Raw genomic sequence first — 24,424 nt, 5'->3', positions numbered from 1 at the left:
GCCAGTTCCTGCCAAAGCGTGAAGATATGGGCCAAATGGGTTAGGGGTGGCTGCGGGGCGCAAGGGTTAAATGAAAAGATTCTTTCCACTATGGAAAGACAGTTTGGACACCATCTTTCCATGCAAAAAGGGGAGCGGTTTCCCACTCCCCTCTGCGTTGTACAGGGCAGAACCGATCAGGTATCGCGGTCAATCGGCTTGGCATCGCGGAAATTGCGCCAGCCCGAAATCATCGAGGAAATGATCGACTGGCGCGACATGATGTCCTCGCGCACGGCGGCATAGATATGGACGATCACAAAGATCACCATCGCCCACATCACCAGATGGTGCCAGGTGTGCACGGTCTGCGAATTGCCGCCGAACAGCCATAGCACCGGCCCGGTAAAGACCGTGTGGATCCAGCCCGGCCCCTCACCCTCGCCATAAAGTGCGAGGCCGGTGACGATCATGAACAGGCCCACCCAGACGAACAGGATATGCATCGAGACCATCGCCAGCGGATTGTGGCCGATATATTTGCGCGGATGCTCCTCGATCATCGCATACCAGCGCATTTCATGCAGCACGCCCTTCCAGAAACCGATATGCCAGAAAGGCGGGCGGAAGATCTCGCGCGCGTGATGATTGCCGACAAAGCTCCAGTAAAAGCGCAGGACAAAGCCCACTGCCATGATCTGGCCCGCGCTGAAATGCAGAAAGCGGACCCAGCCGAAGAAGTAATGGCTCGACGCCTCGCCCATCAGCGTGAAAGGCGGCGAACCGATCAGATAGCCGGTGACAAACAGCACCGTGACGGCAAGCGCATTGATCCAGTGCCAGATGCGCACCGGCGCTTCATAGACATAGACGGCCGGTTCGCTGGATAATGGTTCCTCTATGGGTGTGCTGGCCATGGCGCACCTCCCTTATGCGGCAAGCAGCGCAAGGCCGGTGGCGCCAAGCGCAAGGCCCGCCGCCAGCCGACCTTGCGACTGTGAGAAGATCATCCGTCCGATGCGATAGCCCGCGCCATGCAGCAACGCCGAGGACAGCAGGAAACCGCCGAAATAGGCCGCCAGATTGCCGCCGGCCTCCGCGCCATGGGCCAGACCATGCACCGCGCCCGCCGCCACGATCAGCCCCAGCCCAAGGCCCGAGGACAACCGCGTGGCCAACACCAGGAGCGCGCCCAGCACCAGCACCGAACCGGCCACCATCGGCTCAACCATAGGCAGCGCGCCCGTCATCAGCCCGGCCACAGCGCCCGCCGTCAGCGCGCCCATAAAGGCCAGCGGCGCGATCACCGCCGAACGCGCAGGTCGCGTGGCCGCCCACAGGCCCACCGCCACCATCGCGGCCAGATGGTCCACGCCCGAAAACGGATGCGCCAGCCCCGCTATCATCGAACCATCATGGCCCGGATGCGCCATCGCGGGCACGGCACTCGCCGCAAGAACAGAGGCAGCCAGAACAGTTTTACCAATCGCTTTCATCAAACCTCTCCCTTACCGTACCTTGACCTGCGCCATTTCCTGACCGTCCGGCCCCATCACATGGGTCGAACAGGCAAGGCAGGGGTCGAAACTGTGCAGCGTGCGCAGGATTTCCACCGGCTCTTCGGCGCGTTCCACCTTGGTGTTCATCAGGCTGGCCTCAAAGGCGCCGATGTTGCCCTGATTGTCGCGCGGGCTGCCGTTCCATGTGGTCGGCACGACGCATTGGTAATTGTCGATCTTGCCGTCCTTGATGCGGATCCAGTGGCCCAGTGCCCCACGCGGCGCTTCGGTAAAGCCCACGCCCTTGACCTCGGCGGGCCAGGTCTTGGGATCGAATTTGGCGGTGTTGGCGGTGGATGTGTCGCCCGCCTTGATATTGGCGATCAACTTGTCGAGGAAATACTTCTGCTTGCGCGCCGCCCATTGCGCCTCCAGCCCGCGCGCGGCGGTGCGGCCCAGCGTCGAGAACAGGGCGTCCATCGGCACGTCCAGCGTTTTCAGCGCCCAGTCGACCTGCTCCTTGATCTCCTTGTTGCCCTGCATATAGCCGATGACATAGCGCGCCAGCGGCCCCACCTCCATCGCATGACCGCGCCAGCGCGGGGCCTTGATCCAGCTATACTTGGCGCTTTCGTCGATTTCCTCGATGCGGGTGCTGGTGCCCTTGGCGCCCTTGCCCAGCTCGTAATGCGGCTCGGTCACGCCGTCCCACGGGTGCAGGCCCTTGCTCTCATCCTCATATTTGTACCACGAATGGGGCACAAATTCCTGTACCTGCGTCAGATCGGTCAAATCGACCGGGTGGACCTCATTCAGCTTGCCGTTGATGATCGCCCCGCGCGGCATCAGCAGGTTGGCGGGGCTGTAATCATTGGCCTTGTCGGGAATATCGCCATAGGCCAGCAGCGACTTGTTCGACAGGCCGCCGCCATAGAGCCAGCCCTTGTAGAACGAGGCAATCGCCATCAGATCGGGAATATAGACATTCTCGACGAACTCGATGCAGCGCTGGGTGATGTCGGCCACGTAATTGAGGCTCGCCATGTTGATCGGCGCGCCCGCCGCCATATCGCCGTCAATGTTGATCGCGCAGGGAACGCCCCCGACCAGCCAGTTGGGGTGAATATCCTTGCCGCCGAAAATCGTGCGCACGCGCATGATTTCCTTCTGGAAATCCAGCGCTTCAAGGTAATGCGTCACCGCCATCAAGTCGGCTTCGGGCGGCAATTTATAGGCCGGGTTGGTCCAATAGCCATTCTTGAACGGCCCCAATTGCCCGCTCTCGACAAATTTGCGCAGGCGCGTCTGCACATCGCGGAAATAGCCGGGCGAGGAATTGGGGTGGCTGGGCGAGACCTTCTGCTGCAACTCGCTGGTGGCCTTGGGGTCGGCCTTCAGAGCATTGACCGGGTTGACCCAATCGAGCGCGTGCAGGTGATAGAAATGCACCAGATGGTCATGCACCTGAAGCGACAATTGCATGATGTTGCGGATCGAATTGGCGTTTTCGGGAATGTCGATCCCCAGCGCGTTTTCCACCGCGCGCACGCTGGTCAACGCATGGGTGCCGGTGCAGACGCCGCAGATGCGCTGGACAAAGGCCCATGCATCGCGCGGGTCGCGGCCCTTCAGGATCACTTCCAATCCGCGCCACATCGTGCCGGTGGAAACGGCGTTACGGATCACATTGTTGGCGTCGAGATTGACCTCGCAGCGCATATGCCCTTCGATGCGGGTGACGGGGTCGACGACAACGCGCTTGCCGCTGCTGTCGAGGTTAAAGCCATTGGGCGTGGCGATCGTGGCCATCAGTCCTGTCCCTCCAGTTCGCTGGATTTGCTGTCTTCGCCGGTCTTCTGGCGCGCGCGCTTGACCGCGCTGGCGGCGGCATGGGCGGCCGCGGCAATGCCCACCACGCCCGCAGCGGTCCCGCCGATCCGGTCGGCATTGGCCTCGATGCCGAAACCCTTGATGTCGGTCAGGCGCTCATAGAAGCTGCCCTTGTCCCAGAAGCCGTCTTCCGAACAACCGATGCAGGGGTGGCCCGCCTGAATGGGGAAGGACAGGCCGCCGTTCCAGCGCACCGTCGAGCAGGCGTTATAGGTCGTCGGACCCTTGCAGCCGACCTTGTAGAGGCAATAGCCCTTGCGCGCGCCCTCATCATCGAATTTCTCGACGAACTGGCCAGCATCGAAATGCGGGCGGCGATAGCATTTGTCGTGGATGCGCTGCGAATAGAACATCTTGGGGCGGCCCTGAAGGTCCAGCTCCGGGAAACGCTCAAAGGTCAGGATATAGGCGATCACCGCGGTCATCACCTCGGCAATCGGCGGACATCCGGGCACCTTGATGATCGGCTTGGCAGGCAGGCCCGGCACCTTGTGCACCGGGGTCGCCTGCGTGGGGTTGGGCCGCGCGGCCTGAACGCAGCCCCAGCTTGCGCACGACCCCCAAGAGATGATCGCCTTGCAATGGTCGGCGGCTTCTTTCAGCTGCTCAAGGAACGGACGCCCGCCGATGATGCAGCTCATCCCCTCCTGATTGAGCGGCGGATTGCCCTCGACCGCCAGGATGAAATTGCCATCATACTTCTTGATGGTTTCCTGAATGATCGCCTCGGCCTGATGCCCGGCGGCGGCCATGATCGTGTCGTCATAATCAAGGCTGATCATGGAAAGGATCACGTCCTTGGCCAGCGGGTGGCCCGAACGGATAAAGCTTTCCGAACAGCAGGTGCATTCCAGCCCATGCAGCCACAGCACCGGAATGCGCGGCTTGGTTTCCATCGCGTTCTGGATTTGCGCGGCGGCGGCGGGCGGCAATCCCAGCGCGGCGGCGGTCAGGCTGCAAAACTTGGTAAAGCTGCGCCTCGTGATACCCTGACGGCGCATCACATCATAAAATGTCTCGGTGGCCATGCGTGTTCTTCCCCGGACGATGCCCCTTGGTCGGGGCTCTGCGTGTTAAGATTTCGGCAGATGTCGTTAAGCAAGGCCTGTGCCAGATACGGATATTGGCGGGAAACGGTCGAAAATGACCGACTGACGAACCAATCTGGATGGCAAGTTGCCTTCCACAAGCATCGCACACTTTCCACCCATGGGTGCAAATCCGTCTTCGCAGTTTGCCCCCTTGTTCGCCCGGCACGGCGCGGCCATAGGCTTGGCCCATGAGCATCATTCTGATCGACGCCGGAGGAACCATCTCCTCCCTGCCCGACGCGGGCGGCAAGCTGGCCGGGGGCGCTTCCGGCCTTGGAGAAACGCTGGCCGGACCTGTCGTGCGACAGGTCTATGCGGGCCTGTCCGAGGACATGACGCTGGCCGACATGGCCCGCGTGCGCGATGCGGTACTGGCCGCGCTGGGCGAGCCGGAGGTGAACGGTATCGTCGTCGCCCATGGCACCGATGCGATGGAGGAAACCGCCTATCTCATCGACCTGTCATTGCCGCTGACCAAGCCTGTGATCGTGACCGGGGCGATGCTGCCGATCAGCGATCCGGCCAGCGATGGTCCGGGCAATCTGGCCGCCGCACTGCGCGCCGCCGTCACGCCGGAATTGGCCGCGCATGGCGCGCTGGTGGCCTTTGCCGGGCATCTGATCCCGGCGGCGCTGGTGTATAAACATGCCACCTCGGCGCTCGACGGCTTTGGCTGGCGTGGGGGCACGGCGGGTGCGGCTTCGGGCGAGGCGATCACCGCGCCTGCGCCCCTGCCCCGGTTTGCGCCGCTGGCGCCGGTGGTGCCGGATGATGCCTGTCCGATCATCGCGCTTTCGGGCGGGGATGGCGGCGCCATGATCCGCGCGGCGGTCGCATCGGGCGCGCGGGGCATCGTGCTGATGGCGCTGGGTCGCGGCAATGGCTCGGTGGGCGCGGCTTTGGCCGTGGCAGAGGCGGGCGTGCCGGTGGTGGTCGCCTCGCGATGCCCCACCGGCTCCACCGCCGCCGATTATGCCAGCGGCCAGCGTTTGGCCGAAGCGGGCGCGATCTTTGCGGGCGGATTGGGCGCCACTCAGGCTCGGATTTTGCTCTCCACCCTGATCGCGGCGGGCGAACACGATATTGCCGGGCAATTTGCCGCGCGCGGCGCCATTTACACGGAAACCCATTGATTATGCTGACCCATCGCATCGCCATCATGGACGATCTGGACAATCTGCGCGCGCTGATGGCGCGGGCCATCGACCATCTGCAGACCGGATTCCTGACGCCGGAGCAGATTGCCGCAAGCCGCCATGTGATGGGGCTGGATACCCAGCTCATCAAGGACGGCACCTATTTCCTCGTCGAATCGGATGGGGTGCTCGCGGGCTGCGGAGGTTGGTCCTATCGCGCCACGCTCTATGGCGGCGATGCCAGCGTGGTCGCGCGCGAACCCGAAGTGCTGGACCCGGCCAGGGATGCCGCCCGCATCCGCGCCATGTACACCAACCCCGATTTCGCCCGGCAAGGCATCGGCCGCCGCGTGATGCAGGTGTGCGAGGATGCCGCCCGCGCTGCCGGTTTCGCCCGCACCGAGATGATGGCGACCATGGCGGGCGTCCCGCTCTATCGCGCCTGCGGCTATGGCCCGATCGAGGAAGTGCTGTCCGCCCCGATCGACGGGGTCAGGGTGCCCTTGCTGCGCATGGGCAAGACGTTGTAGGCAAAGAAAAAGGGCCGGCGATCAACCGGCCCTTTTTTTTCATCAGGGAATGGTGCCCCTGGCCCGACTCGAACGGGCACATCTTTCGATATCCGATTTTGAGTCGGACGCGTCTACCATTCCACCACAGGGGCGTTTTTCCCAAAACCCTCCGCGAAAGGATCGACGCGGCGGGTCTGTCCGCTCCGCCTAGCGATCCTTTCGCATCAGATCAATGGCTTTTTCAATCCGCCTTGAGCGCGCCCACCAGCAGCTTGTGGAGGCGCGAATGCAGCGCATCATTGCCCGCCAGCACTTCCTTGTCGCAAATCGGCAGCGACTGGCCGCGATAGTTCGAGACGAAACCGCCGGCTTCACGGACGAGCAGGCAGCCCGCCGCCGAATCCCAAGGCTTCAGGTTCGATTCCCAGAAACCTTCGTAACGGCCCGCCGCCACCCATGCCAGATCGAGCGAAGCCGCGCCAAAACGGCGAATGCCCGCCACCTGCGGCGCGATGGCCGAATAGATCTTGGCCCATTCCAGCGGATCGCCATGGCCCGCAAAGGGAATGCCGGTGGCGATCAGGCTCTCGTCCAGATGACGGCGGCCCGACACGCGCAGACGGCGGTCATGCAGCCATGCCCCGCGCGTCTTTTCCGCCCAGAAGCTTTCATCCGTGATCGGCTGATAGATGATCCCGGCGATGACATCGCCCCAACCATCGCCCGCCGGGCCCTTGCCATCATACGCAGGCTCCTGCGCGGCGATGGAAATGGCGAAATGCGGGATGCCGTGCAGGAAATTGCTGGTGCCATCGAGCGGGTCGATGATCCAGCGCGGGCGGGTGGGATCGCCTTCGATCACCCCGCCCTCTTCCATCACAAAGCCCCAGTCGGGGCGCGCGGCGCGCAGTTCGTCATAGATCGTGCGTTCGCTCTGCTGGTCGGCGCGGCTGACGAAATCCGCCGTGCCCTTGCGGCTCACCTGAAGGTGTTCCACCTCGCCAAAGTCGCGACGCAGGCGCTGACCGGCCTTGCGGGCGGCGCGCTCCATCACGCGGATCAGGCCGGAAATTGCCATGCTCAGTCAGCCTTACCGACATAGGTGCGTTCGTAAACGTTCACCACGATGCGGGTGCCCGAAGCGATATGGGGCGGCACCAGAATGCGCACGCCATTGTCCAGCACGGCGGGCTTATAGCTCGACGAGGCGGTCTGGCCCTTCACCACGGCGTCGGCTTCGACGATGGTGGCTTCGACCTGTTCGGGCAGCTGAACGCTGATCGGGCGTTCATCGTACATTTCGAGAACCGCTGTCATACCGTCCTGAAGGAAGGCAGCAGCATCGCCCAGAAGGTCGGTCGGCAGGTTGATCTGATCGTAGGTTTCCACGTCCATGAACACCAGATCGTCGCCCTCGGCATAGAGGAACTGGAAATCCTTGGTGTCGAGACGAACTTTCTCCACCGTGTCGGCGCTGCGGAAGCGCACATTGGTCTTGCGCCCGTCGATCAGGTTCTTCATTTCGACCTGCATAAAGGCGCCACCCTTGCCGGGTTGGGTATGCTGGGTCTTTGCGACCTTCCAGATACCGCCTTCATATTCGAGAATGTTGCCGGGGCGGATTTCGACGCCGCTGATCTTCATGGGGTTTGACCTTCGATGGAAAAGAGCAGAAACAAGTTTGGCGCAAAAGCGCAGTCGGGCGCCCTTAGCGGACACAAGGCCATATGGCAATCGTGCAGTGCATTGGGATTGGCCGCCACTGCGGTCTTTTCCGCGCCCGCCATGGCCGAACCCAATGGGCCCGCCTTTACGGTCCGGCGCGGCGAATATGTCTGCGAAATGCCCGGAACCGCGCTGACCGCCGCCGGATTGCGCCGCCCGGAAGAGGATTTCACCATCCGTCAGGGCTCGATCTACAGCACGAGCGAGGGGCGCGGGTCCTATCTGGCCACGGGCGATGAAATCCACATGACAACCGGCCCCAAGCGTGGCGAACGCTTTCGCCGGGTCAGCGAGAATTTCCTGCGCAAGCTGACCAGCGAAGGCAAGGAAACCGACCTTCGCTGTATCCGCCGCGTGGCCAACAACCGCTACTGATCGGCGGGCCTCAGCCTTCCACCGGCCAAGTGGTGCGGTGGGCCGCCGCCCGCTTCGTGCTGGTGTAGAGCCAGATCAGGGCGGCGGTAAAGATCGTGATGCCCAGCGGCAGCGCCAGATCGCCCGGCTCGATGATTTCCAGCGGGGTCGGGCTGTTGCGGGCCGCGGCGATCCCGGCGAAAACCACGCCAAACAGGCTCTCGCCCGCGATCAGGCCGGTGGCCGCCAGCACGCCCAGCCGCTCGGCCAGTTCGGGGTCATGGTTCTTCCTGGCCCAATTGTCATAGAGCCGCCCGATGATCGCCCCCACCGGGATCAACAGCGTCAGCCCCATCGGCAGATAGATGCCCATGCCCAGCGCGAGGGGCGGCAGCGCGCCCTTCTTCATCGCACGCAGCACCTCGTCGATGATGACGGCCACCACGCCGATGCCCGCGCCGATGCCGATCAGGCCCCAGTCGAGACTGCCGCCCAGCACGCCCTGCGCAATGGCGGAGATCAGCGCCGCCTGCGGCGCGGCCAGCGCCTCAGGTCCCGCATTGGCGGCGCCCTGAAAACCGAAGGTGGTGTTGAGCAGGCTGAGCACCGGCGGGATCACCAGCGCGCCGAACACCACCCCCAGCGCCAGCGCGATCTGCTGACGCCAAGGTGTCGCGCCGATCAGCTCGCCGGTTTTCAGATCCTGAAGGTTGTCGTTCGAGATCGTCGCCACGCCAAAGACGATGGCCGTGACAAACAGCGCAAAGGCCACCAGCGCGCGCGTTGCATCAGGCGCGATGCCCCGACCAAAGATCGCCGCCAAAAGCAGCGCAATGCCCAGCGCGGAAATAATGCCGGTGCCAGAAATCGGGCTGTTCGACGCGCCGATCAGGCCCGCCATATAGCCGCAGACCGAAGCGATCACGATGCCGATCAGCAGCACATACAGCACGGTCAGCACCAGCACTGGCACGAAATGCGCCTCGATCGGCCCGCCCGCCGCAAACCCGGCCAGCAGCAGCCCGATCGGCACCATCGAGGCGGCGATCACCGCACCCACCAGCCCGATCGGCAAATCCTGCTCGCTCAGAGCCAGCGCCCCGCCCTGCCCCGACTTGCGCGCCCGCTGCGCCGCCAGAGCGCCGGTGATGCCCTTCACAATCGGTCCGATCACGCGCAGCAGCGTCCATACTGCCGCCACGCCAATCGTGCCCGCGCCGATAAAGCGCACCTTGCTCTTGAACACGCCGGAAACGAAACCGGCCATTTCATGCACTGCGGGAACTCCGCCCGCCGTATAATGCGGCACCAGAATGACCCAGCTGATCAGCATGCCGATCAGCATCGCGATGCCCACCGTCAAACCCACCAGATGGCCCACGCCGATCAGCGCGAGGCTGAAACTGGTCGAAACGCCCGAAGCGCCCGCGCCAAAACGAAACACGCGCGAGGCTTCCTCGGCCACCACGCCCATCTTGGCCAGCAAAGTATAGCCCACCGACACGCCCGAGCCCAGCACGATGGCGGCCAGACCCTTGCGGTTCTCCTCCTCGCCGCCGACGCCCGCGCCGACTTTGAGCACCTCGGCCGCCGCCACGCCTTCGGGATAGGGCAGATCGCTGCCCGTCACCAAAGCGCGGCGCAGAGGGACCGAATACATCACCCCAAGAATGCCACCGACACCGATCACCGCCACCGATTGCCAGTAAGGGAAATCCACCCACCAGCCGATCATGATCAGACCGGGCAGCACGAAGATGATCGCGCTCAATGTCCCCGCCGCGCTGGCGATGGTCTGGACGATGTTGTTTTCCTGAATGGTCGCGCCCGAAAAATGGCGCAGCACCGCCATCGAGATCACCGCCGCCGGGATCGATGTGGCAAAGGTCAGGCCGATTTTGAGGCCCAGATAGACATTGGCCGCCGTGAACACGATGGTGAGCAAAGCGCCCAGCACGACACCGCGTATGGTTAGCTCGCGCGCATTGGCGCCGTCAGGATTGGCTTGGTTCATGCCCCTGTTCTGACACGGCGACGGCCCTTGGGAAAGGGGCTGCCGCCATGCTCTTCAACAACTTTATTGCGCAGCCGTGATGGCATCCATCAAGGCTTTGACATTTGCCGCCTCATCGCCATTCCAGACCGCACCGGAAATCGCCAGAAAATCAGCGCCTGCACGCACCAGCGGCGCAGCATTTTCGGCATTGATCCCGCCGATTGCCACACAGGGAATTTCAAACAAAGTCTGCCACCAGGTCAGCAATTCAGGTTCGGCGTGATGCTCGACCTCTTTGGTGGTGGTGGGATAGAAGGCGCCAAAGGCCACGTAATCGGCCCCGGCCTCGCCCGCTTCCAGCGCCAGATGGCGGCTGTTGTGGCAGGTCACGCCGATCTGGGCATCGCGGCCCAGCTCCTCGCGCGCGATCTTCACGTCGCCGTTCTGGGCCATGTCGTCTTGCCCCAGATGCACGCCATCGGCATTCAGGCGCTTGGCCAGCGTGATCGAGTCGTTGACGATAAAGGCGATCTCGCGCTCGGCGCAAATGGCCTGAAGCGGGGCGGCCAGACGCGCGGCGGCGTGATCGTCGATGCCCTTTACGCGGAACTGAAACGCCGCGATCCGGTGGCGCCCCTTCAGACCCGCGTCCAGCGCGCGCGCCAGCCTTTGCGGAAAATCGCCGCCCACATCGGCGGGCGAGATCAGGTAAAGCTGCGTGGGCGCACGGGTGTGTTCGAAAGTCGGTGCTTCTTCGGTCATGGCCGCGCCCATACCGCATAAAAAACGCGGAGGCCAGTGCCGGCCCCCGCGTCTTTTGCTTCACCCAAGGGGTTGAGGAATTATTCCTTGCCCTTGTAGATGTTGACCAGCTTGCCCAGCATGGCCAGCGCTTCATCGCGCGGGCGCTGGAACGTGTTGCGGCCGATGATCGAGCCGTTGCCGCCGCCGTCACGGATGTCGCGCGCGTCCTGATAGACCGCATCAGCGCCCTTGGTGGCCCCGCCCGAAAAGATCACGATGCGGCGGCCGTTGAAGCACGACTGCACCACATGCTTGACGCGATCGGCCTGCGCCGACCAGTCGGTGCCCTCATAGCAGGGCTTGGCTTCTGCCTGTTCGATGTGGTTGCTGGGCAGCTTGACCTTGATGATATGCGCGCCGATCAGCGCGGCGATATGCGCAGCATAGGCGCCCACGTCCAGCGCCAGCTCGCCGCTCTTGGGCAGCTTGCCGCCGCGCGGATAGGACCAGATCACCGTGGCAAGGCCGACGCTGGCCGCTTCGTTGCGCAGTTCCTTGATCTCCTCGATCATCTCGAACACATCGTCCGAGCCGGGATAGATCGTGAAACCGATGGCCGAGCAGCCCAGACGCAGCGCATCATCAACGCCGCCCGTCAGCGCCTGATTGGCCGCCGTGCCCCAGCTGTTCGAGCTGTTGACCTTGAGGATGGTCGGGATCTGCCCGGCAAACTTGTCGGCGCCCGCCTCCAGCATGCCCAGCGGCGCGGCATAGGCCGACAGGCCGGCGTCGATGGCGAGCTGATAATGGTAATGGGGATCGTAAGCGTCCGGGTTCACCGAAAAGCTGCGCGCCGGGCCATGCTCAAAGCCCTGATCCACCGGCAGAATGATCATCTTGCCGGTGCCGCCCAGCTTGCCCTGCGAGAGCATGCGATAGAGGTTGGCCTTAACGCCGGGATTGTCGGATTCGTAATTGCTGAGGATCTTCTGGACAACCTTGGTGGTCATGCGTGTTTCCCTGTTGGTTAAGGCCTGTTGTTCATACCTATGCATAGAGGTTTGCATAGGTATGCGCGGCCGGTCTGAAATAGCCCGCCCGGTTTTGCAATGCAACTGCTGCACTGCAACCGGGCGGGCGGAATTATTTAGATTTCGAGCGCCTTGACGCCCGGCAGTTCGCGGCCTTCCATCCATTCAAGGAAAGCGCCGCCAGCGGTCGAGATATAGGAGAAGTCCCCTGCCACCCCGGCGTGATGCAGCGCAGCAACGGTATCACCGCCACCCGCCACCGAGACCAGCGAACCTTCCTTGGTCAGCGCCGCCGCGATCTTGGCCAGAGCCACCGTCGCCGCATCAAAAGGCACGGTTTCAAACGCGCCCATTGGCCCGTTCCACACCAGCGTCTTGCAGGTCTTGAGCGCATCGGCCAGCGCCTCAACCGCAGACGGCCCCACATCGAGGATCATCTCGTCGGCAGCCACTTCATGCACATTGCAGGTGCGCAGCGAGGGCGGATTGGCGGCAAATTCCTTCGAGACCACCACTTCATAAGGCAGATGCACGGTGCAACCGGCAGCGTCCGCCGCCTCCATGATCTCTTCAGCCGTGGCGGCCAGATCGTGTTCGCACAGGCTCTTGCCCACATCCACGCCGCGCGCGGCAAGGAAGGTGTTGGCCATGCCACCGCCGATGATCAGGTGATCAACCTTGGTCACCAGATGCTTCAAGACGTCGAGCTTGCTCGACACCTTGGCCCCGCCGACAACCGCGGCGACCGGGCGCACCGGATTGCCCAGCGCATTTTCCAGCGCTTCCAATTCGGCCTGCATCGAACGACCGGCATAGGCGGGCAGCACATGGGCCAGACCTTCGGTGCTGGCATGGGCGCGATGCGCCGCCGAGAAAGCGTCATTGACGTAGAAATCGCCAACCTCGGCCATCGCCTTGACCAGTTCGGGATCGTTCTTTTCCTCGCCCGGCCAGAAGCGGGTGTTTTCCAGCAGGGCAATATCGCCCGCGCCCAGAATGCCCACCGCCTGCTTCACAACATCACCGGCCACTTCGGGAACGAACATCACTTCGCGGCCCAGCACCTTTTCCACCGCGCCCACGACCAGCGAGAGCGACTGATCCGCCACGCGATTGCCCTTGGGACGGCCGAAATGCGCCAGCAGCAGCACCTTGGCGCCCTTGTCGGCCAATTCCAGAATGGTCGGCGCCACGGCGCGCACGCGGGTGTCTTCCGTCACCGCGCCATCCTTCATCGGCAGATTGAAGTCGACGCGCACCAGCGCAACCTTGCCGGTCACATCGCCCAGATCATCGAGCTTGCGAAAAGCCATCACTAACCCCCAATTCGGAACGCAGCTTTAGCGTCCGATCGTAAACATATGCCTGAGAAACAAAGGGCGGAAAGGTTTCCCTTCCCGCCCCGGTGTTCCATCAGAGGAACTTGGCCATCGCGCCTGCCGTGTCCAGCATGCGGTTCGAGAAGCCCCATTCGTTGTCGTACCAGCTCAGCACGCGCACCAGCTTGCCGTCGATCACAGCCGTTTCGAGGCTGTCGATGGTCGAGGAATGCGGATCGTGGTTGAAGTCGATCGAAACCAGCGGCTCTTCGGTATAGCCCAGCACGCCCTTGAGCGGGCCTTCGGCGGCAGCCTTGAGCAGAGCGTTCACTTCCTCGATGGTCGTGTCGCGCGCGGGGGTGAAGGTCAGATCGACGACCGAGACGTTCGGGGTCGGCACGCGGATCGAGGAACCGTCCAGCTTGCCCTTCAGTTCGGGCAGCACTTCACCCACGGCCACGGCAGCGCCGGTCGAGGTCGGGATCATGTTCAGAGCCGCAGCGCGGGCGCGGCGCGGATCCTTGTGGATCTGGTCCAGGATCTTCTGGTCGTTGGTGTACGAGTGGATCGTGGTCATCAGGCCACGCTCGATACCGATCGATTCATGCAGAACCTTGGCAAAGGGCGCCAGACAGTTGGTGGTGCACGAAGCGTTCGAGACGATCAGATCGTCGGCGGTCAGCGTTTCGTGGTTCACGCCGAACACGACGGTCTTGTCGACCTTCTTGGCGGGCGCCGAGATCAGCACGCGCTTGGCGCCGGCGGTCAGGTGCTTGCCGGCCGAATCGCGGTCAACGAAGAAGCCGGTGCATTCCAGCGCGATGTCGATGCCATTGGCGGCATGCGGCAGGTTGGCGGGGTCCTTCTCGGCGGTCACCTGAACGCGCTTGCCGTTCAGGATCAGGTCGTTGCCGTCCACTTCGACGGTGCCCGAGAAAGTGCCGTGGACGCTGTCATGCTTGAACAGACGGGCATTGGCCTTGGCATCGGCCAGATCGTTGATCGAAACCAGTTCGAGCCCGCAGTCGGGGCGCTCCAGAATGGCGCGGGCCACATTGCGCCCAATGCGACCGAAACCGTTGATGGCAACCTTCACAGCCATGAGTATCCTCCTCGTTAGTTCTGGAGTGCCGCAAGAATTTGCGGCGCAATCTTTTCAGCCGTAAGACCGAAATAGTCATAAAGAACCGGGGCCGGAGCCGATGCGCCAAAGGTGTCGATACCAAAGCGCAGACCGTCAAGGCCCGTGATACGTTCCCAGCCAAAGGTCGTACCTGCCTCGATGCTGACGCGCAGCACATCGGCGGGCAGGACATCGGCCCGGTATTCCGCATCCTGTTCAAGGAAGCGGCTCATCGAGGGCATCGAGACCACATCAACACCCACGCCCTGCGCCTCAAGCGCATCGCGGGTCGCCATCGCGATCTCAACTTCCGAGCCGGTCGCCACGATCACCACCTTGCGCGCGGCCTGGGCCGCGGCAAGACGATAGGCGCCCTTTGCCGTCAGGTTCGGACCCGAGTGGCGGAACTGCGGCAGGTTCTGACGGGTCAGAGCCAGCACGCTGGGGCGGCCTTCATTGGCGATCGCCAATTGCCATGCCTCGGCGGTTTCAATCACGTCGGCAGGGCGGAACACTTCCAGATTCGGAATCATGCGCATCGACATCACATGTTCGATCGGCTGATGGGTCGGACCATCCTCGCCAAGGCCAATCGAATCGTGGGTCAGCACATAGACCACCTTGGCCCGCTGAATAGCCGACATACGAATGGCATTGCGGCAATAATCCGAAAACACGAGGAAAGTGCCGCCATAGGGGATGATCCCGCCATGCAGCGCCATCCCGTTCATGGCCGCGGCCATGCCGAATTCGCGGATGCCGTAATAGACATAGCGGCCCGAGTAATCCTGCGGACCAAAGGGCTTGGTCGACTTGGTGACGGTCAGGTTCGAGCCGGTAAGGTCGGCCGAGCCGCCCACCATTTCGGGCACATGGGCCGTCAGCACCTCGAGCGCCATTTCGCTGGCCTTGCGGGTGGCGACCTTGGTGCTGCCTTCCAGCCAAGCGTCGAACGTGGCCTGCACCTCGGTCTGATCCGGCAACTGGCCGTTCATGCGGCGCAGCAGTTCGGCGCCCTTGTCGCTGGCCGCCACGCGCGCGGCCCAATCCACCGCCGCCGTCTTGCCCAGCGCGCCCACATTGCGCCAGTCGCCCAGAATGTCGGCAGGCAGTTCAAAGGCGGGCAGCGTCCAGCCCAGTTCGCCGCGCGCGGCCTCGACCTCGGCAGCGCCCAGCGGCGAACCGTGGACCGAATGGCCGCCCTGCTTGTTGGGCGCGCCTTTGCCGATGATCGTGCGGCAGGCCACCAGCGAGGGGCGCGGATCGGCCACCGCTTCGGCAATCGCGCGCTCGATGTCGGCAAAGTCATGGCCATCGCAGGATACGACATGCCAGCCGGTCGCCGTATAGCGCGCGGCCACGTCTTCGCTGGTCGACAGGTCGGTGTCGCCGTCGATGGTGATGCGATTGTCATCCCACAGCACGACCAGACGGCCCAGCTTCAGGTGCCCGGCAAGGCCGATGGCCTCGTGGTTGATGCCTTCCATGATGCAACCGTCGCCCGCGATCACGAAAGTCTTGTGATCGACCAGATCGTCGCCGAACTGCGCGTTCAGGTGACGCTCGGCAATGGCAAAGCCCACCGACATGGCAAGGCCCTGACCCAGCGGCCCGGTGGTGCATTCCACGCCCGGCAGTTCAAAGTTTTCCGGGTGCCCGGCGCAGACCGAGTGAAGCTGACGGAAATTCTTGATGTCTTCGATCGTGGGCTGTTCATAGCCGGTCAGGTGCAGCAGGCTGTAGATCAGCATCGAGCCGTGGCCCGCCGACAGGATGAAGCGATCGCGGTCGGGCCAGCGCGGCTGGGCCGGATCAAACTTCAGGAATTTCGAAAACAGCACCGTGGCAACATCGGCCATGCCCATCGGCATGCCGGGATGGCCCGAATTGGCGGCCTGAACCGCATCCATCGAGAGCACACGGATGGCGTTGGCCATGTTCTGCAGGCGGGGGGCGGTAATGCTCATGATGCTTCCGAAAGCTCCGAATAGGTATGCACAGGCACACAGGCGTGCGATTCGCGCCGCCTCCATTGCGGACCCATGGGGGCGGCGTCAACCTCTGCGCAGCGCCAAAATGGCATCGAAATCGCCGCAACCGTTGTCATTTGGGCCGCTGCGGCCTTTGCAAGGGCAAAATTATTGCGCTAGGCCTCTGCCCCTGATGGCCAGCAGCGAACAAGAACCCGCCCCGATCAACACCGCCCTCGACCGGATCGAGGCCGCGATGGACCGGATCGCCCATGCCGCACAGCGCGCCCGGCAGGCCCGCCTCGATGCGGCCGACCAGACCGCCCGGCTTGAGGTCCGCCACGAAATCCTGCGCGAAAAGGTGGGTAATGCGCTCTCCACCCTCGATGCGCTGATCGTACGGGTGCAAAAATCGTGAGCCGGGTCGATCTGATGATCGGCGGGCGTGATTATGCGGTCGCCTGCTCGCCGGGCGAGGAAGAGCATGTACGCATGCTGGGCCGCATCATCGAGGAAAAGATGAACGCCTTGCCAGGCGCGACGAATCAGAGCGAAATGCGCTCGATGCTCTTTGCCGCGCTCCTGCTGGCCGATGAACTGCACGAATTGCGCCAACAGCTCGATCAGGGCGCCCCGCCCGCCGATCCCGCAACGGCCGCACGCCTCGAAGCGCTTGCCGCCGGACTCGAACAATTGGCAGCCTCGGTCGAGGATCTTCTCTAGCACCCCGTTCTGGCCCTTGAGAAATCGCGCCATCGCGCCTACATATGTGCGTGACGGGTACTGCCCGGTGCGAGCCGCATGAAAATCCCTGAGGCTATAAGCAATCCTAGGGGGCTGTCCCTGCCACTGGCTCTGGCCTCTGGTACATGGTCCCCACCTGACGTCGAGGCGTCAGAGGATTTCCCGGCAACGGCCCATGGTGGTCCCGTCACCCTTTATATGTTGCGCGTTGGCCCTCCGGCCAACGCTTGCGGCGCCAGCCCTCTCCCCCTGCCCTGCCACCCAGATGATAACCCGTAGGGTAGCATGGCAGGGGGAGAGGGCTGACGCCGTTTGAGAGGCTGACTTGACCGACAAGAAATCCCTGCGCGCCCGTTTGCGCCGCCTGCGCCGCGAACATGTGAACGCCCTGCCCGCATCCATGTCCGCCCTATTGTTCCTGCGTCCGCCCGGCGCGGTGGCGGCGCTGGCGGGCGAAGGCTCGGTGGTGGGCCTCTATCACGCCATTTCGGGCGAGGCGCCGACGCGATCCTATGCCAAATGGTTTGCCGAAAACGGGCGGCGAATCGCCCTGCCGTGGTTTGCCGCCGCGGGCGCGCCGATGCAATTTCGCGCATGGAATGATCCCTTTGCCGACGAAGGCCTGGAAACCGGCCCCTATGGCGCGCTCCAGCCCGCCGCCGACGCCGAGGAACTGTTTCCGGATGTCGCCTTCGTGCCCCTGGTGGGCTTTACCGCCGAAGGCCAGCGCCTCGGCCAAGGCGGCGGGCATTATGACCGCTGGCTGGGCGCGAATCCGGGGGTGATGGCGCTCGGGCTGGCATGGGATTGCCAGAAGGTGGACAGCCTGCCCGCAGAGCCTCATGATATGCCCCTGCGCGCGGTGATTACCCCCACCCGCCTTTACGGAGACATCTGATGCGCAAGGAGCCTACGTGGCGGATTCCTGTCGGCCTGCTGCTGCTGCTGGTTGGGCTGGCGGTCTATGCGGCGCTGGTGGCGCGCTATATCGCGCCTTGGATCGCGCCTTGGCCCGCGCTGGGGCAAATGCCGGTCTATGTCGTGCTGGGGGTGGCCTGGCTGCTGCCCTTGCGGCGCTTTCTGATCTGGATGGAGACCGGGCGCTGGGGCTAAATCCCCCGGCGTTTTATTCGTCCAGACGCAAAAAGGCCCGATCCGCGATGGACCGGGCCTTTTTGTTTTCCTTTCGGAAATGGACCCAAGGTGGCGCGAGTGACGGGGCTCGAACCCGCGACCTCCGGCGTGACAGGCCGGCACTCTAACCAACTGAGCTACACCCGCGCAATATGCTTGGGCCTCGCAAGGAACCATGAAGTGGCGCGAGTGACGGGGCTCGAACCCGCGACCTCCGGCGTGACAGGCCGGCACTCTAACCAACTGAGCTACACCCGCTCACTTCGATGTTTCCTTCGGGGCAGCGCCCCTTGGGTGACGCGGCCTCTACGTTGGGAGGGGCGACCTGTCAACAGGCTTGAACATGCTTTTGCCCAAGCCCCGGTTTTTCAGGGTTTTCACGCGGTGAACGCCCTTTAATCGCTGGCACGAATCTGTTTCGGGCGCGTGACAATGCGATTTATCCACAGACTAATGCCGCAAAATCAGCACTTTTCATATTTCCAATTGCGCCTTTTCCCTTCCCCCATCCATTCCACCGCCTGAGCGATGCGGCGGGCGCGGGTGGCGGGCGCTTTGGCCTCGACGATCCATTCCAGATAATCGCGCCGATGCGAGGGCGCGAAACCCTCGAACACCGCCCTCGCCGCCACATTCTCCGCCAGAGCCTCTGTCAGATCATCAGGAACGGCAATCTCCGCCTTGGGCGCCTTGGGCGCCTTGGACGCGCGGGCGGCCTTCTTCGCCCCCGACAGGCCCTGCGCGGCCTCCATCAGCCGCATCCGAAACGTATCAGGATCGGGCAGGTCGTCCATACTGGCGATCTTGCCATAGGCGCCCAGCCCATCATCACGGTGGCCCTCCTCGGCCCCCTGACGCCCCGCGCCATGGATCACAAAGGCGCAATGGGCCTTGAACGCCGCCATCCCGGCCAGATTCTTACCATTGAGCGTGAAATGGGGCATCGACCATTTGATCGTCTCGCCCAGCCCCGGCACGGCCTCATGCACCGCGCGGCGCAGATGGATCAGGATCGGCCGCGCGAAATCGGGCGCAGCCGCGATATAGGCATCGATTCTCTGATCCATTTGCTCTCCCTTTTAAACGGCCACTGGCGCTCCCAATTTCCCTTGGGGCGCGTAATCCAGCACCGAGAAATCCTCGATCCGGTAATCAAAGATGCTCTGCGCCCGCGGCGCGATCGCCAGCCTCGGCTCGCCCGAGGGCACGCGCTTCAACTGTTCCTCGACCAGATCGCCATGGTTGAGATAGAGATGCACATCGCCCCCCATCCACACCAGTTCGCCCGGCTCCAGCCCGGTCTGCGCCGCCAGCAGGCGGACGAACAGCGCCGCGCCCCACAGGTTGAACGGCACGCCCAGCGCCAGATCTGCGCTGCGCTGATAAAGGATGCCCGACAGGCGCCCATTGGCCACATGGAACTGATAGGTCTTGTGGCAAGGCGGCAGCGCCATCGCGTCCACCTCGGCCACATTCCAGCCTTCAACGATATGGCGGCGGCTGCCCGGATTGGTTTTCAGCGCATGGACCAGATCCGCAACCTGATTGATCCCCTGCCCCAGCCGATACAATCCATCGCCCGCAGGCTCATACGTAGGCCAGTTCACCCATTGCTTGCCATAAACCGGGCCCAGATCGCCCCAGCGCGCGGCAAATTCCGCATCCGCCACGATCCGCGCGGAAAAATCCTCGCGCGTGATCTGGTCCCCCGTCTCGCGCCGATAATGCGCCAGCGGCCAGTCGGTCCAGATCTCGACCCCCTGCGCGCAGAGCGCCCGGATATTGGTGTCGCCGGTCAGAAACCACAGGAATTCGCGCGTGGCGGTTTTCCAGAACACCCGCTTGGTGGTGACCAGCGGCATACGCCCATCGGAGAGATCACACCGAATCGTCGCCCCGAACAACGACCGCGTGCCCACGCCCGTGCGGTCGCGCCGCTCGTCGCCCGTTTCCCAGATCCGGCGCATCAGATCGAGATATTGCCATTCCCAATGGCGGCGAGAGCTTGAACTGTCGGTCTGCATGCCCCTCATCTAACGCCGCCCCGCGCCGAAAGCCACCGGCAATCGCCCTGCATCGCCTCCCGCATCGCCTAAGGATATTTGCGAATCCGTTCCGCGCGATTTGCCAAAGTCTATGTCGTAAAACAGGCCGATATCACTCCAATGGATCGCCTGCGTTGAAATCCGCCTCCCTTCCCTGCCGGCAACTGGCCATCGCCCAATTGGCGCTGGCCATGGTGCTGATGCCGCTGATCGCGCTGTGGCCGCGCGCGGGGCTGGCGATGCTGGTGCTGCCCCTGCCGGGGCATGGTGCAGGGGCGGCCCAATGGGCCAGACATCAGGGCCTGCCACTGACAGGCCGGGGTGTGGCGCGGGGCAGCCTGATCGTGATCGGACGCGGGCCATATACGCCTTTTTCCGCGCTGGGGGCCGGAGCGCTGGTTTTCGCGGTGCCCTCCTCGCTTTGTCAATCTTCTCCCAATGCACAATCTGCAAATCACCAAGGATAGACCATGAAGGAAATCGTCAATCTGCGTCATCTGGGGATGAAGGCCCTTGTCGGCGTATGCTGGCTGGTCACCATTCTGGTGCTGGTGGGCAGCATGATCGCCGGGTCGGGCTTTACCCCGGTGCTGCTGGCGCTGGCGCTGGTGGCGGTGCCGACGCTGCTGGTGATGGCGGGCAAGGATGATGGCGTGGCACGCATCGCCATGGGCGCCACCCTGCCGCTGTTCAGCGCGGTGCTGCTTTATCAATGGAGCGGCGCCACATGGCAGGTCGATCTGCACATGACCTTCTTTGCGCTGATCGCGATGCTGCCCATGCTGGTCGACTGGCGCCCGATTGTCGCGGCCACGGTGGTGACGGCGCTGCACCATCTGCTGCTCAGCTATATCGCGCCATCACTGGTATTTGGCGCCACGGGCGATCTCTTGCGCGTGGTGCTTCATGCGGTGATCCTGCTGGTGGAAACCGGGGTGCTGATCGCGCTTGTGCATAAATTGTCGCAGGTGATGATCCAGCAGGAGGCCGCGCAGGAGGAAAAGGAACGCGTCACCCTTGCCGCCGAGCGTGAGCGTGAAAGCGCCGAGGCCGAGCGGCGCGAAGTGGTCGAGGAAATCGGCGCGGCCATGCAGGCGCTGGCACGCGGCAATCTGGGCCACCGACTCAACCGTCGTTTCCCGCCGCAGTTCGAGGAATTGCGCGAGGACTTCAACCGTTCGGTCGGCGATCTGGCCGCGCTGGTCAGCCAGGTCTCGCGCGCATCGAGCGTCATTCAGGCAGGATCGGCCGAAATGCGCACCGCCAGCAACGATCTGGCCATGCGCACCGAGCAGCAGGCCGCCCGCGTCGAACAGGCAGGCTCGACCATGCAGCGCCTTGTCGAGGCCGCGCGCGATACCGCCCAGAGCGCCGCCTCGGTCAATGCCGCGCTGGATCAGGCCCAGCAAAGCGCCAATGACGGCCAGCATGTCGTCAGCCGGGCGATGGCGACGATGGAACTGGTCGAGAAATCCGCGCAGGAGATCCGCCAGATCATCACCCTGATCGACGGGATCGCCTTCCAGACCAATCTGCTGGCCTTGAACGCCGGCGTCGAGGCCGCGCGTGCGGGCGATGCGGGCAAGGGCTTTGCCGTGGTCGCCAATGAAGTGCGCGCTCTGGCCCAGCGCAGCGCGGATGCGGCCAATGGCATCAAGCAATTGATCGACACATCCACCCATCAGGTTTCCGAAGGCGTGGCGCAGGTGCTCCAGACCGGCGAGGCGCTACAGGGCATCATCGGCCAGATCGGCCAGATCGCGCAGGCCGTCGGCGCGATTGCCGATGCCGCCTACAGCAATGCCGAGGATCTTTCGGCCGTGGGCGACACGTTCCGCATCCTTGACCAGTCGACCCAGCAGAACGCCGCCATGGTCGAGGAGAGCAACGCCGCATTGCAGGCGCTCTCGGGCGAAACCAATGTGCTGATCAACGCCGTGGGGCGGTTCAGCGGAGATGGTTCGGAGGCCCAATCTGGGGGCCGCATGGGGCTGGCGGCATGATCGCGGCCTGTGGAAAAGTTTGAAAAGCCGTGATTTCTGCGGTTTTCTGAAAAAATGCATCGGTTTTTGAAAAAACTTGCCACTTGCCGCTTGCCAAGCCGAATACCCCCCTATATAGGCGCGCTCCTGCCCAGCGGCGCTCTTCGGAAAGCCGCTCCGGTCGGGGAATAGCTCAGCCTGGTAGAGCACTGTCTTCGGGAGGCAGGGGCCGGAGGTTCGAATCCTCTTTCCCCGACCATTTTCTCTCTTTCGGAGAGATACAGGATAAGGCGGCCTTCGGGCCGCCTTTTTCTTTGCGCGCAAGATATTTGCCCCGGCCGTGACGCCACCCGCCCCGGCCCCGCCGCGACAATTATTAACGCAAATTTCACAACCTGATCCTAACTTTCGTCCAATTTCGCGCTTCAGGGGCAAGCCATATCCATGTCCGTCATTGCCAAGATCCAGCGGGCCAGTTCACAACCAGATGCTCGGCCTGCCCGGTCCGCGCGCAATGACCTGCTCGCGCTGGCCATTGCGGTGGCGGCGACATGCATGGTCGCGGCCATCGGCGGCAAGGCGCTCTCACAGGTCTGGGCGCGGGCCAGCGGCATCGGACTTGGCCCGGATCAGCTTTTGACCAACGCGCTATTGCTGAACATCGCGCTCGTCATCTTTGGCTGGCGCCGGTATCAGGATCTGCATGGCGAGGTCGTGGCCCGCCGTCAGGCCGAGGATCTGGCCCGCCAGATGGAGCAGACCGATCCGCTGACCGGCTGCCTCAATCGCCATTCCTTTGCCCCGCGCGCCAATCAACTGCTGGCCGCCCTGCGCGAGCGGGGCGAGACGGCCGCGCTGGTGATGCTCGACATCAATGACTTCAAGGTCATCAATGACAAGATCGGCACGCAGGGCGGTGATCGGCTGCTGACCGACACAGCGCGGCGGATCGAGGCATTGCTCCCGCCCGAAGCCCTGCTGGCGCGGCTGGGCGGCGATGAATTTGCCTGCGTCATTCCCTTTGCGCCCGGCCACCCGGAGCGCGTGGACCATATTGCCGACGCCATGCTGGCCGCGATGGACCGCAAGCTGGAAAATCACCGGCTGAGCGCCAGCGTGGGGCTGGCCAGCGGCGACCGCCAGAACCGGCTGGGCAATGGGCCGATCGATGCCAATGGCCTGCTCCATCTGGCCGAGGTCGCGCTGTTCCATGCCAAGAAGCAGACGCGCCCTGCACCGCTGTGGTTCGAGGAATCGCTGGAAACCGAATTGCGCTATCGCTGCGAACTGGAACTGGCGATCCGTGAGGCGATTCCGGCGGGCGAATTTGTGCCCTATTATGAACAGCAGGTCGATCTGGCCACCGGCGAGGTCTTGGGCTTTGAAATGCTGGCGCGCTGGCATTCGCCCACCTTTGGCCTGATCGGGCCGGATGTGTTCATCCCGATTGCCGAGGAAATCGGCGTCATTGCCGATATGTCCGAATCGCTGATCCGTCAGGCATTGCGCGATGCGCGCGAATGGGACCCGCGCCTCACGCTCTCGGTCAACATCTCGCCGCTGCAACTGCGCGATCCGTGGTTTGCGCAAAAGATGCTCAAGCTGCTGGTCGAGGCGCAATTCCCGCCCCAGCGGCTGGAGGTCGAAATCACCGAGACCAGCCTGCACCAGAATATCGCCGTGGTGCAGTCGCTCGTCACCTCGCTGCGCAATCAGGGCATCACGATCAGCCTTGATGATTTCGGCACCGGCTATTCCTCCTTTGCCCAGCTTCGCAAGCTGCCCTTTGACCGCATCAAGATCGACCGCAGCTTTGTTCTGGCCATGCAGGAGGATTCCGACAGCCGAACGATCGTGGAAACCATCGCGCTGCTGGGCAAGGGTCTGGGCCTGCCGATCACGGCCGAGGGTGTCGAATCGGCCGAATTGCTCGAGAGCCTGCAATCCCTGGGCAGCTTCAAGGGCCAGGGCTATCTCTATGGCAAGCCCCAGGGCGCTCAGGCCACGCGCGAATTTCTGGCCCGGCGCGACCTGCTGGCCCCGCATGCGCAGGACGTTTCGCTGGCCACCAGCCGCCCGGAGGCCGCCGCCGATCCGGCAACCGATCCCGCCATGCCGCAAGAGTGGCGCCGCACCGCCTAAAAAGGTGG

At 63.4% G+C, this 24,424-nt stretch carries 24 protein-coding genes and 4 tRNA genes; 11 read left to right on the top strand and 17 right to left on the bottom strand.

Annotated elements, in window-relative coordinates:
* Positions 1 to 176: 176 nt before the first annotated feature.
* The 4 genes from cybH to PQ457_RS06110 are packed head-to-tail and all read right to left on the bottom strand — an operon-like array spanning position 177 to position 4,396.
* Positions 177 to 896, bottom strand: a complete 720-nt coding sequence (gene cybH / locus PQ457_RS06125) for a Ni/Fe-hydrogenase, b-type cytochrome subunit (RefSeq protein WP_273618848.1) — start codon at positions 894 to 896, stop codon at positions 177 to 179.
* Between the two features lie 12 nt (positions 897 to 908).
* Positions 909 to 1,475: a HupE/UreJ family protein gene (locus PQ457_RS06120; protein WP_273618847.1), complete on the bottom strand. Its 567-nt coding sequence runs from the start codon at positions 1,473 to 1,475 to the stop codon at positions 909 to 911.
* Between the two features lie 12 nt (positions 1,476 to 1,487).
* Positions 1,488 to 3,287, bottom strand: coding sequence for a nickel-dependent hydrogenase large subunit (locus PQ457_RS06115; protein ID WP_273618846.1), 1,800 nt, complete (start codon positions 3,285 to 3,287; stop codon positions 1,488 to 1,490).
* Positions 3,287 to 4,396: a hydrogenase small subunit gene (locus PQ457_RS06110; protein ID WP_273618845.1), complete on the bottom strand. Its 1,110-nt coding sequence runs from the start codon at positions 4,394 to 4,396 to the stop codon at positions 3,287 to 3,289. Before PQ457_RS06110 ends, PQ457_RS06115 begins: the two co-directional genes overlap by 1 nt.
* Positions 4,397 to 4,647: 251 nt before the next feature.
* Here PQ457_RS06110 and PQ457_RS06105 point away from each other — a divergent pair, with 251 nt between their 5' ends.
* Both PQ457_RS06105 and PQ457_RS06100 read left to right on the top strand, forming a co-directional pair.
* On the top strand, positions 4,648 to 5,592 hold the full coding sequence (locus tag PQ457_RS06105) for an asparaginase (RefSeq protein ID WP_273618844.1): 945 nt from the start codon (positions 4,648 to 4,650) through the stop codon (positions 5,590 to 5,592).
* Between the two features lie 2 nt (positions 5,593 to 5,594).
* Positions 5,595 to 6,125, top strand: a complete 531-nt coding sequence (locus tag PQ457_RS06100) for a GNAT family N-acetyltransferase (protein ID WP_273618843.1) — start codon at positions 5,595 to 5,597, stop codon at positions 6,123 to 6,125.
* A 50-nt stretch (positions 6,126 to 6,175) separates the two neighbouring features.
* Here PQ457_RS06100 and PQ457_RS06095 read toward each other — a convergent pair.
* From PQ457_RS06095 to efp, 3 genes are all read right to left on the bottom strand, one after another.
* A tRNA-Leu gene (locus tag PQ457_RS06095) sits at positions 6,176 to 6,259 on the bottom strand.
* An 89-nt stretch (positions 6,260 to 6,348) separates the two neighbouring features.
* Positions 6,349 to 7,185, bottom strand: a complete 837-nt coding sequence (locus PQ457_RS06090) for an inositol monophosphatase family protein (RefSeq protein WP_273618842.1) — start codon at positions 7,183 to 7,185, stop codon at positions 6,349 to 6,351.
* 2 nt (positions 7,186 to 7,187) lie between these two features.
* Positions 7,188 to 7,751 (bottom strand): elongation factor P, encoded by a 564-nt coding sequence (gene efp / locus PQ457_RS06085; protein WP_273618841.1) that lies wholly within the window; start codon positions 7,749 to 7,751, stop codon positions 7,188 to 7,190.
* Between the two features lie 141 nt (positions 7,752 to 7,892).
* Between efp and PQ457_RS06080 the strand changes: the two genes are divergently transcribed.
* Positions 7,893 to 8,207, top strand: coding sequence for a hypothetical protein (locus PQ457_RS06080; RefSeq protein ID WP_273618840.1), 315 nt, complete (start codon positions 7,893 to 7,895; stop codon positions 8,205 to 8,207).
* A 10-nt stretch (positions 8,208 to 8,217) separates the two neighbouring features.
* Here PQ457_RS06080 and PQ457_RS06075 read toward each other — a convergent pair whose 3' ends face one another.
* From PQ457_RS06075 to tkt, 6 genes are all read right to left on the bottom strand, one after another.
* On the bottom strand, positions 8,218 to 10,200 hold the full coding sequence (locus tag PQ457_RS06075; protein WP_273618839.1) for an OPT family oligopeptide transporter: 1,983 nt from the start codon (positions 10,198 to 10,200) through the stop codon (positions 8,218 to 8,220).
* A 63-nt stretch (positions 10,201 to 10,263) separates the two neighbouring features.
* Positions 10,264 to 10,944, bottom strand: a complete 681-nt coding sequence (thiE, locus tag PQ457_RS06070) for a thiamine phosphate synthase (RefSeq protein ID WP_273618838.1) — start codon at positions 10,942 to 10,944, stop codon at positions 10,264 to 10,266.
* A gap of 80 nt (positions 10,945 to 11,024) precedes the next feature.
* Positions 11,025 to 11,936, bottom strand: a complete 912-nt coding sequence (locus PQ457_RS06065) for a class I fructose-bisphosphate aldolase (protein ID WP_273618837.1) — start codon at positions 11,934 to 11,936, stop codon at positions 11,025 to 11,027.
* 137 nt (positions 11,937 to 12,073) lie between these two features.
* Positions 12,074 to 13,270 carry a phosphoglycerate kinase gene (locus PQ457_RS06060; protein ID WP_420540968.1) on the bottom strand — a complete coding sequence of 399 codons (1,197 nt, stop codon included), beginning with the start codon at positions 13,268 to 13,270 and terminating at the stop codon, positions 12,074 to 12,076.
* A 100-nt stretch (positions 13,271 to 13,370) separates the two neighbouring features.
* Positions 13,371 to 14,378: a type I glyceraldehyde-3-phosphate dehydrogenase gene (gap, locus tag PQ457_RS06055; RefSeq protein WP_273618835.1), complete on the bottom strand. Its 1,008-nt coding sequence runs from the start codon at positions 14,376 to 14,378 to the stop codon at positions 13,371 to 13,373.
* A gap of 14 nt (positions 14,379 to 14,392) precedes the next feature.
* Positions 14,393 to 16,366 (bottom strand): transketolase, encoded by a 1,974-nt coding sequence (gene tkt, locus PQ457_RS06050; protein WP_273618834.1) that lies wholly within the window; start codon positions 16,364 to 16,366, stop codon positions 14,393 to 14,395.
* Positions 16,367 to 16,562: 196 nt separating this feature from the next.
* Between tkt and PQ457_RS06045 the strand changes: the two genes are divergently transcribed.
* From PQ457_RS06045 to PQ457_RS06030, 4 genes are all read left to right on the top strand, one after another.
* Positions 16,563 to 16,787, top strand: a complete 225-nt coding sequence (locus tag PQ457_RS06045; RefSeq protein WP_273618833.1) for a hypothetical protein — start codon at positions 16,563 to 16,565, stop codon at positions 16,785 to 16,787.
* A complete protein-coding gene (locus tag PQ457_RS06040; RefSeq protein WP_273618832.1) occupies positions 16,784 to 17,092 on the top strand; it encodes a cell division protein ZapA in 309 nt (102 codons plus the stop codon). The genes PQ457_RS06045 and PQ457_RS06040 overlap by 4 nt, the downstream gene beginning before the upstream one ends.
* Before the next feature lie 346 nt (positions 17,093 to 17,438).
* On the top strand, positions 17,439 to 18,011 hold the full coding sequence (locus tag PQ457_RS06035) for a 5-formyltetrahydrofolate cyclo-ligase (RefSeq protein WP_273618831.1): 573 nt from the start codon (positions 17,439 to 17,441) through the stop codon (positions 18,009 to 18,011).
* Positions 18,011 to 18,226 (top strand): DUF2842 domain-containing protein, encoded by a 216-nt coding sequence (locus PQ457_RS06030; protein WP_273618830.1) that lies wholly within the window; start codon positions 18,011 to 18,013, stop codon positions 18,224 to 18,226. The genes PQ457_RS06035 and PQ457_RS06030 overlap by 1 nt, the downstream gene beginning before the upstream one ends.
* Before the next feature lie 91 nt (positions 18,227 to 18,317).
* Here the strand turns inward: PQ457_RS06030 and PQ457_RS06025 are convergent.
* The 4 genes from PQ457_RS06025 to thyA all read right to left on the bottom strand — a co-directional run bounded on the left by PQ457_RS06025 (position 18,318) and on the right by thyA (position 20,280).
* Positions 18,318 to 18,394 (bottom strand) — tRNA-Asp (locus tag PQ457_RS06025).
* A 34-nt stretch (positions 18,395 to 18,428) separates the two neighbouring features.
* Positions 18,429 to 18,505: transfer RNA gene (locus PQ457_RS06020), tRNA-Asp, on the bottom strand.
* A gap of 206 nt (positions 18,506 to 18,711) precedes the next feature.
* Entirely contained in the window at positions 18,712 to 19,314 is a 603-nt protein-coding gene (locus PQ457_RS06015) for a YdeI/OmpD-associated family protein (protein ID WP_273618829.1), read from the bottom strand.
* Between the two features lie 12 nt (positions 19,315 to 19,326).
* On the bottom strand, positions 19,327 to 20,280 hold the full coding sequence (gene thyA, locus PQ457_RS06010; protein WP_273618828.1) for a thymidylate synthase: 954 nt from the start codon (positions 20,278 to 20,280) through the stop codon (positions 19,327 to 19,329).
* Between the two features lie 146 nt (positions 20,281 to 20,426).
* Here thyA and PQ457_RS06005 point away from each other — a divergent pair, with 146 nt between their 5' ends.
* From PQ457_RS06005 to PQ457_RS05990, 4 genes are all read left to right on the top strand, one after another.
* Positions 20,427 to 20,759 (top strand): hypothetical protein, encoded by a 333-nt coding sequence (locus PQ457_RS06005; RefSeq protein WP_273618827.1) that lies wholly within the window; start codon positions 20,427 to 20,429, stop codon positions 20,757 to 20,759.
* Positions 20,760 to 20,762: 3 nt separating this feature from the next.
* Positions 20,763 to 22,295: a methyl-accepting chemotaxis protein gene (locus PQ457_RS06000; RefSeq protein WP_273618826.1), complete on the top strand. Its 1,533-nt coding sequence runs from the start codon at positions 20,763 to 20,765 to the stop codon at positions 22,293 to 22,295.
* 161 nt (positions 22,296 to 22,456) lie between these two features.
* A tRNA-Pro gene (locus PQ457_RS05995) sits at positions 22,457 to 22,533 on the top strand.
* A gap of 185 nt (positions 22,534 to 22,718) precedes the next feature.
* Positions 22,719 to 24,416, top strand: a complete 1,698-nt coding sequence (locus PQ457_RS05990) for a putative bifunctional diguanylate cyclase/phosphodiesterase (protein WP_273618825.1) — start codon at positions 22,719 to 22,721, stop codon at positions 24,414 to 24,416.
* Positions 24,417 to 24,424: the final 8 nt, after the last annotated feature.

The sequence above is a fragment of the Novosphingobium humi genome (genome assembly GCF_028607105.1).
Classification (GTDB): domain Bacteria; phylum Pseudomonadota; class Alphaproteobacteria; order Sphingomonadales; family Sphingomonadaceae; genus Novosphingobium; species Novosphingobium humi.
Note: the sequence above shows the minus strand (reverse complement) of the source record. Positions and strands in the feature narration are given on the sequence as shown.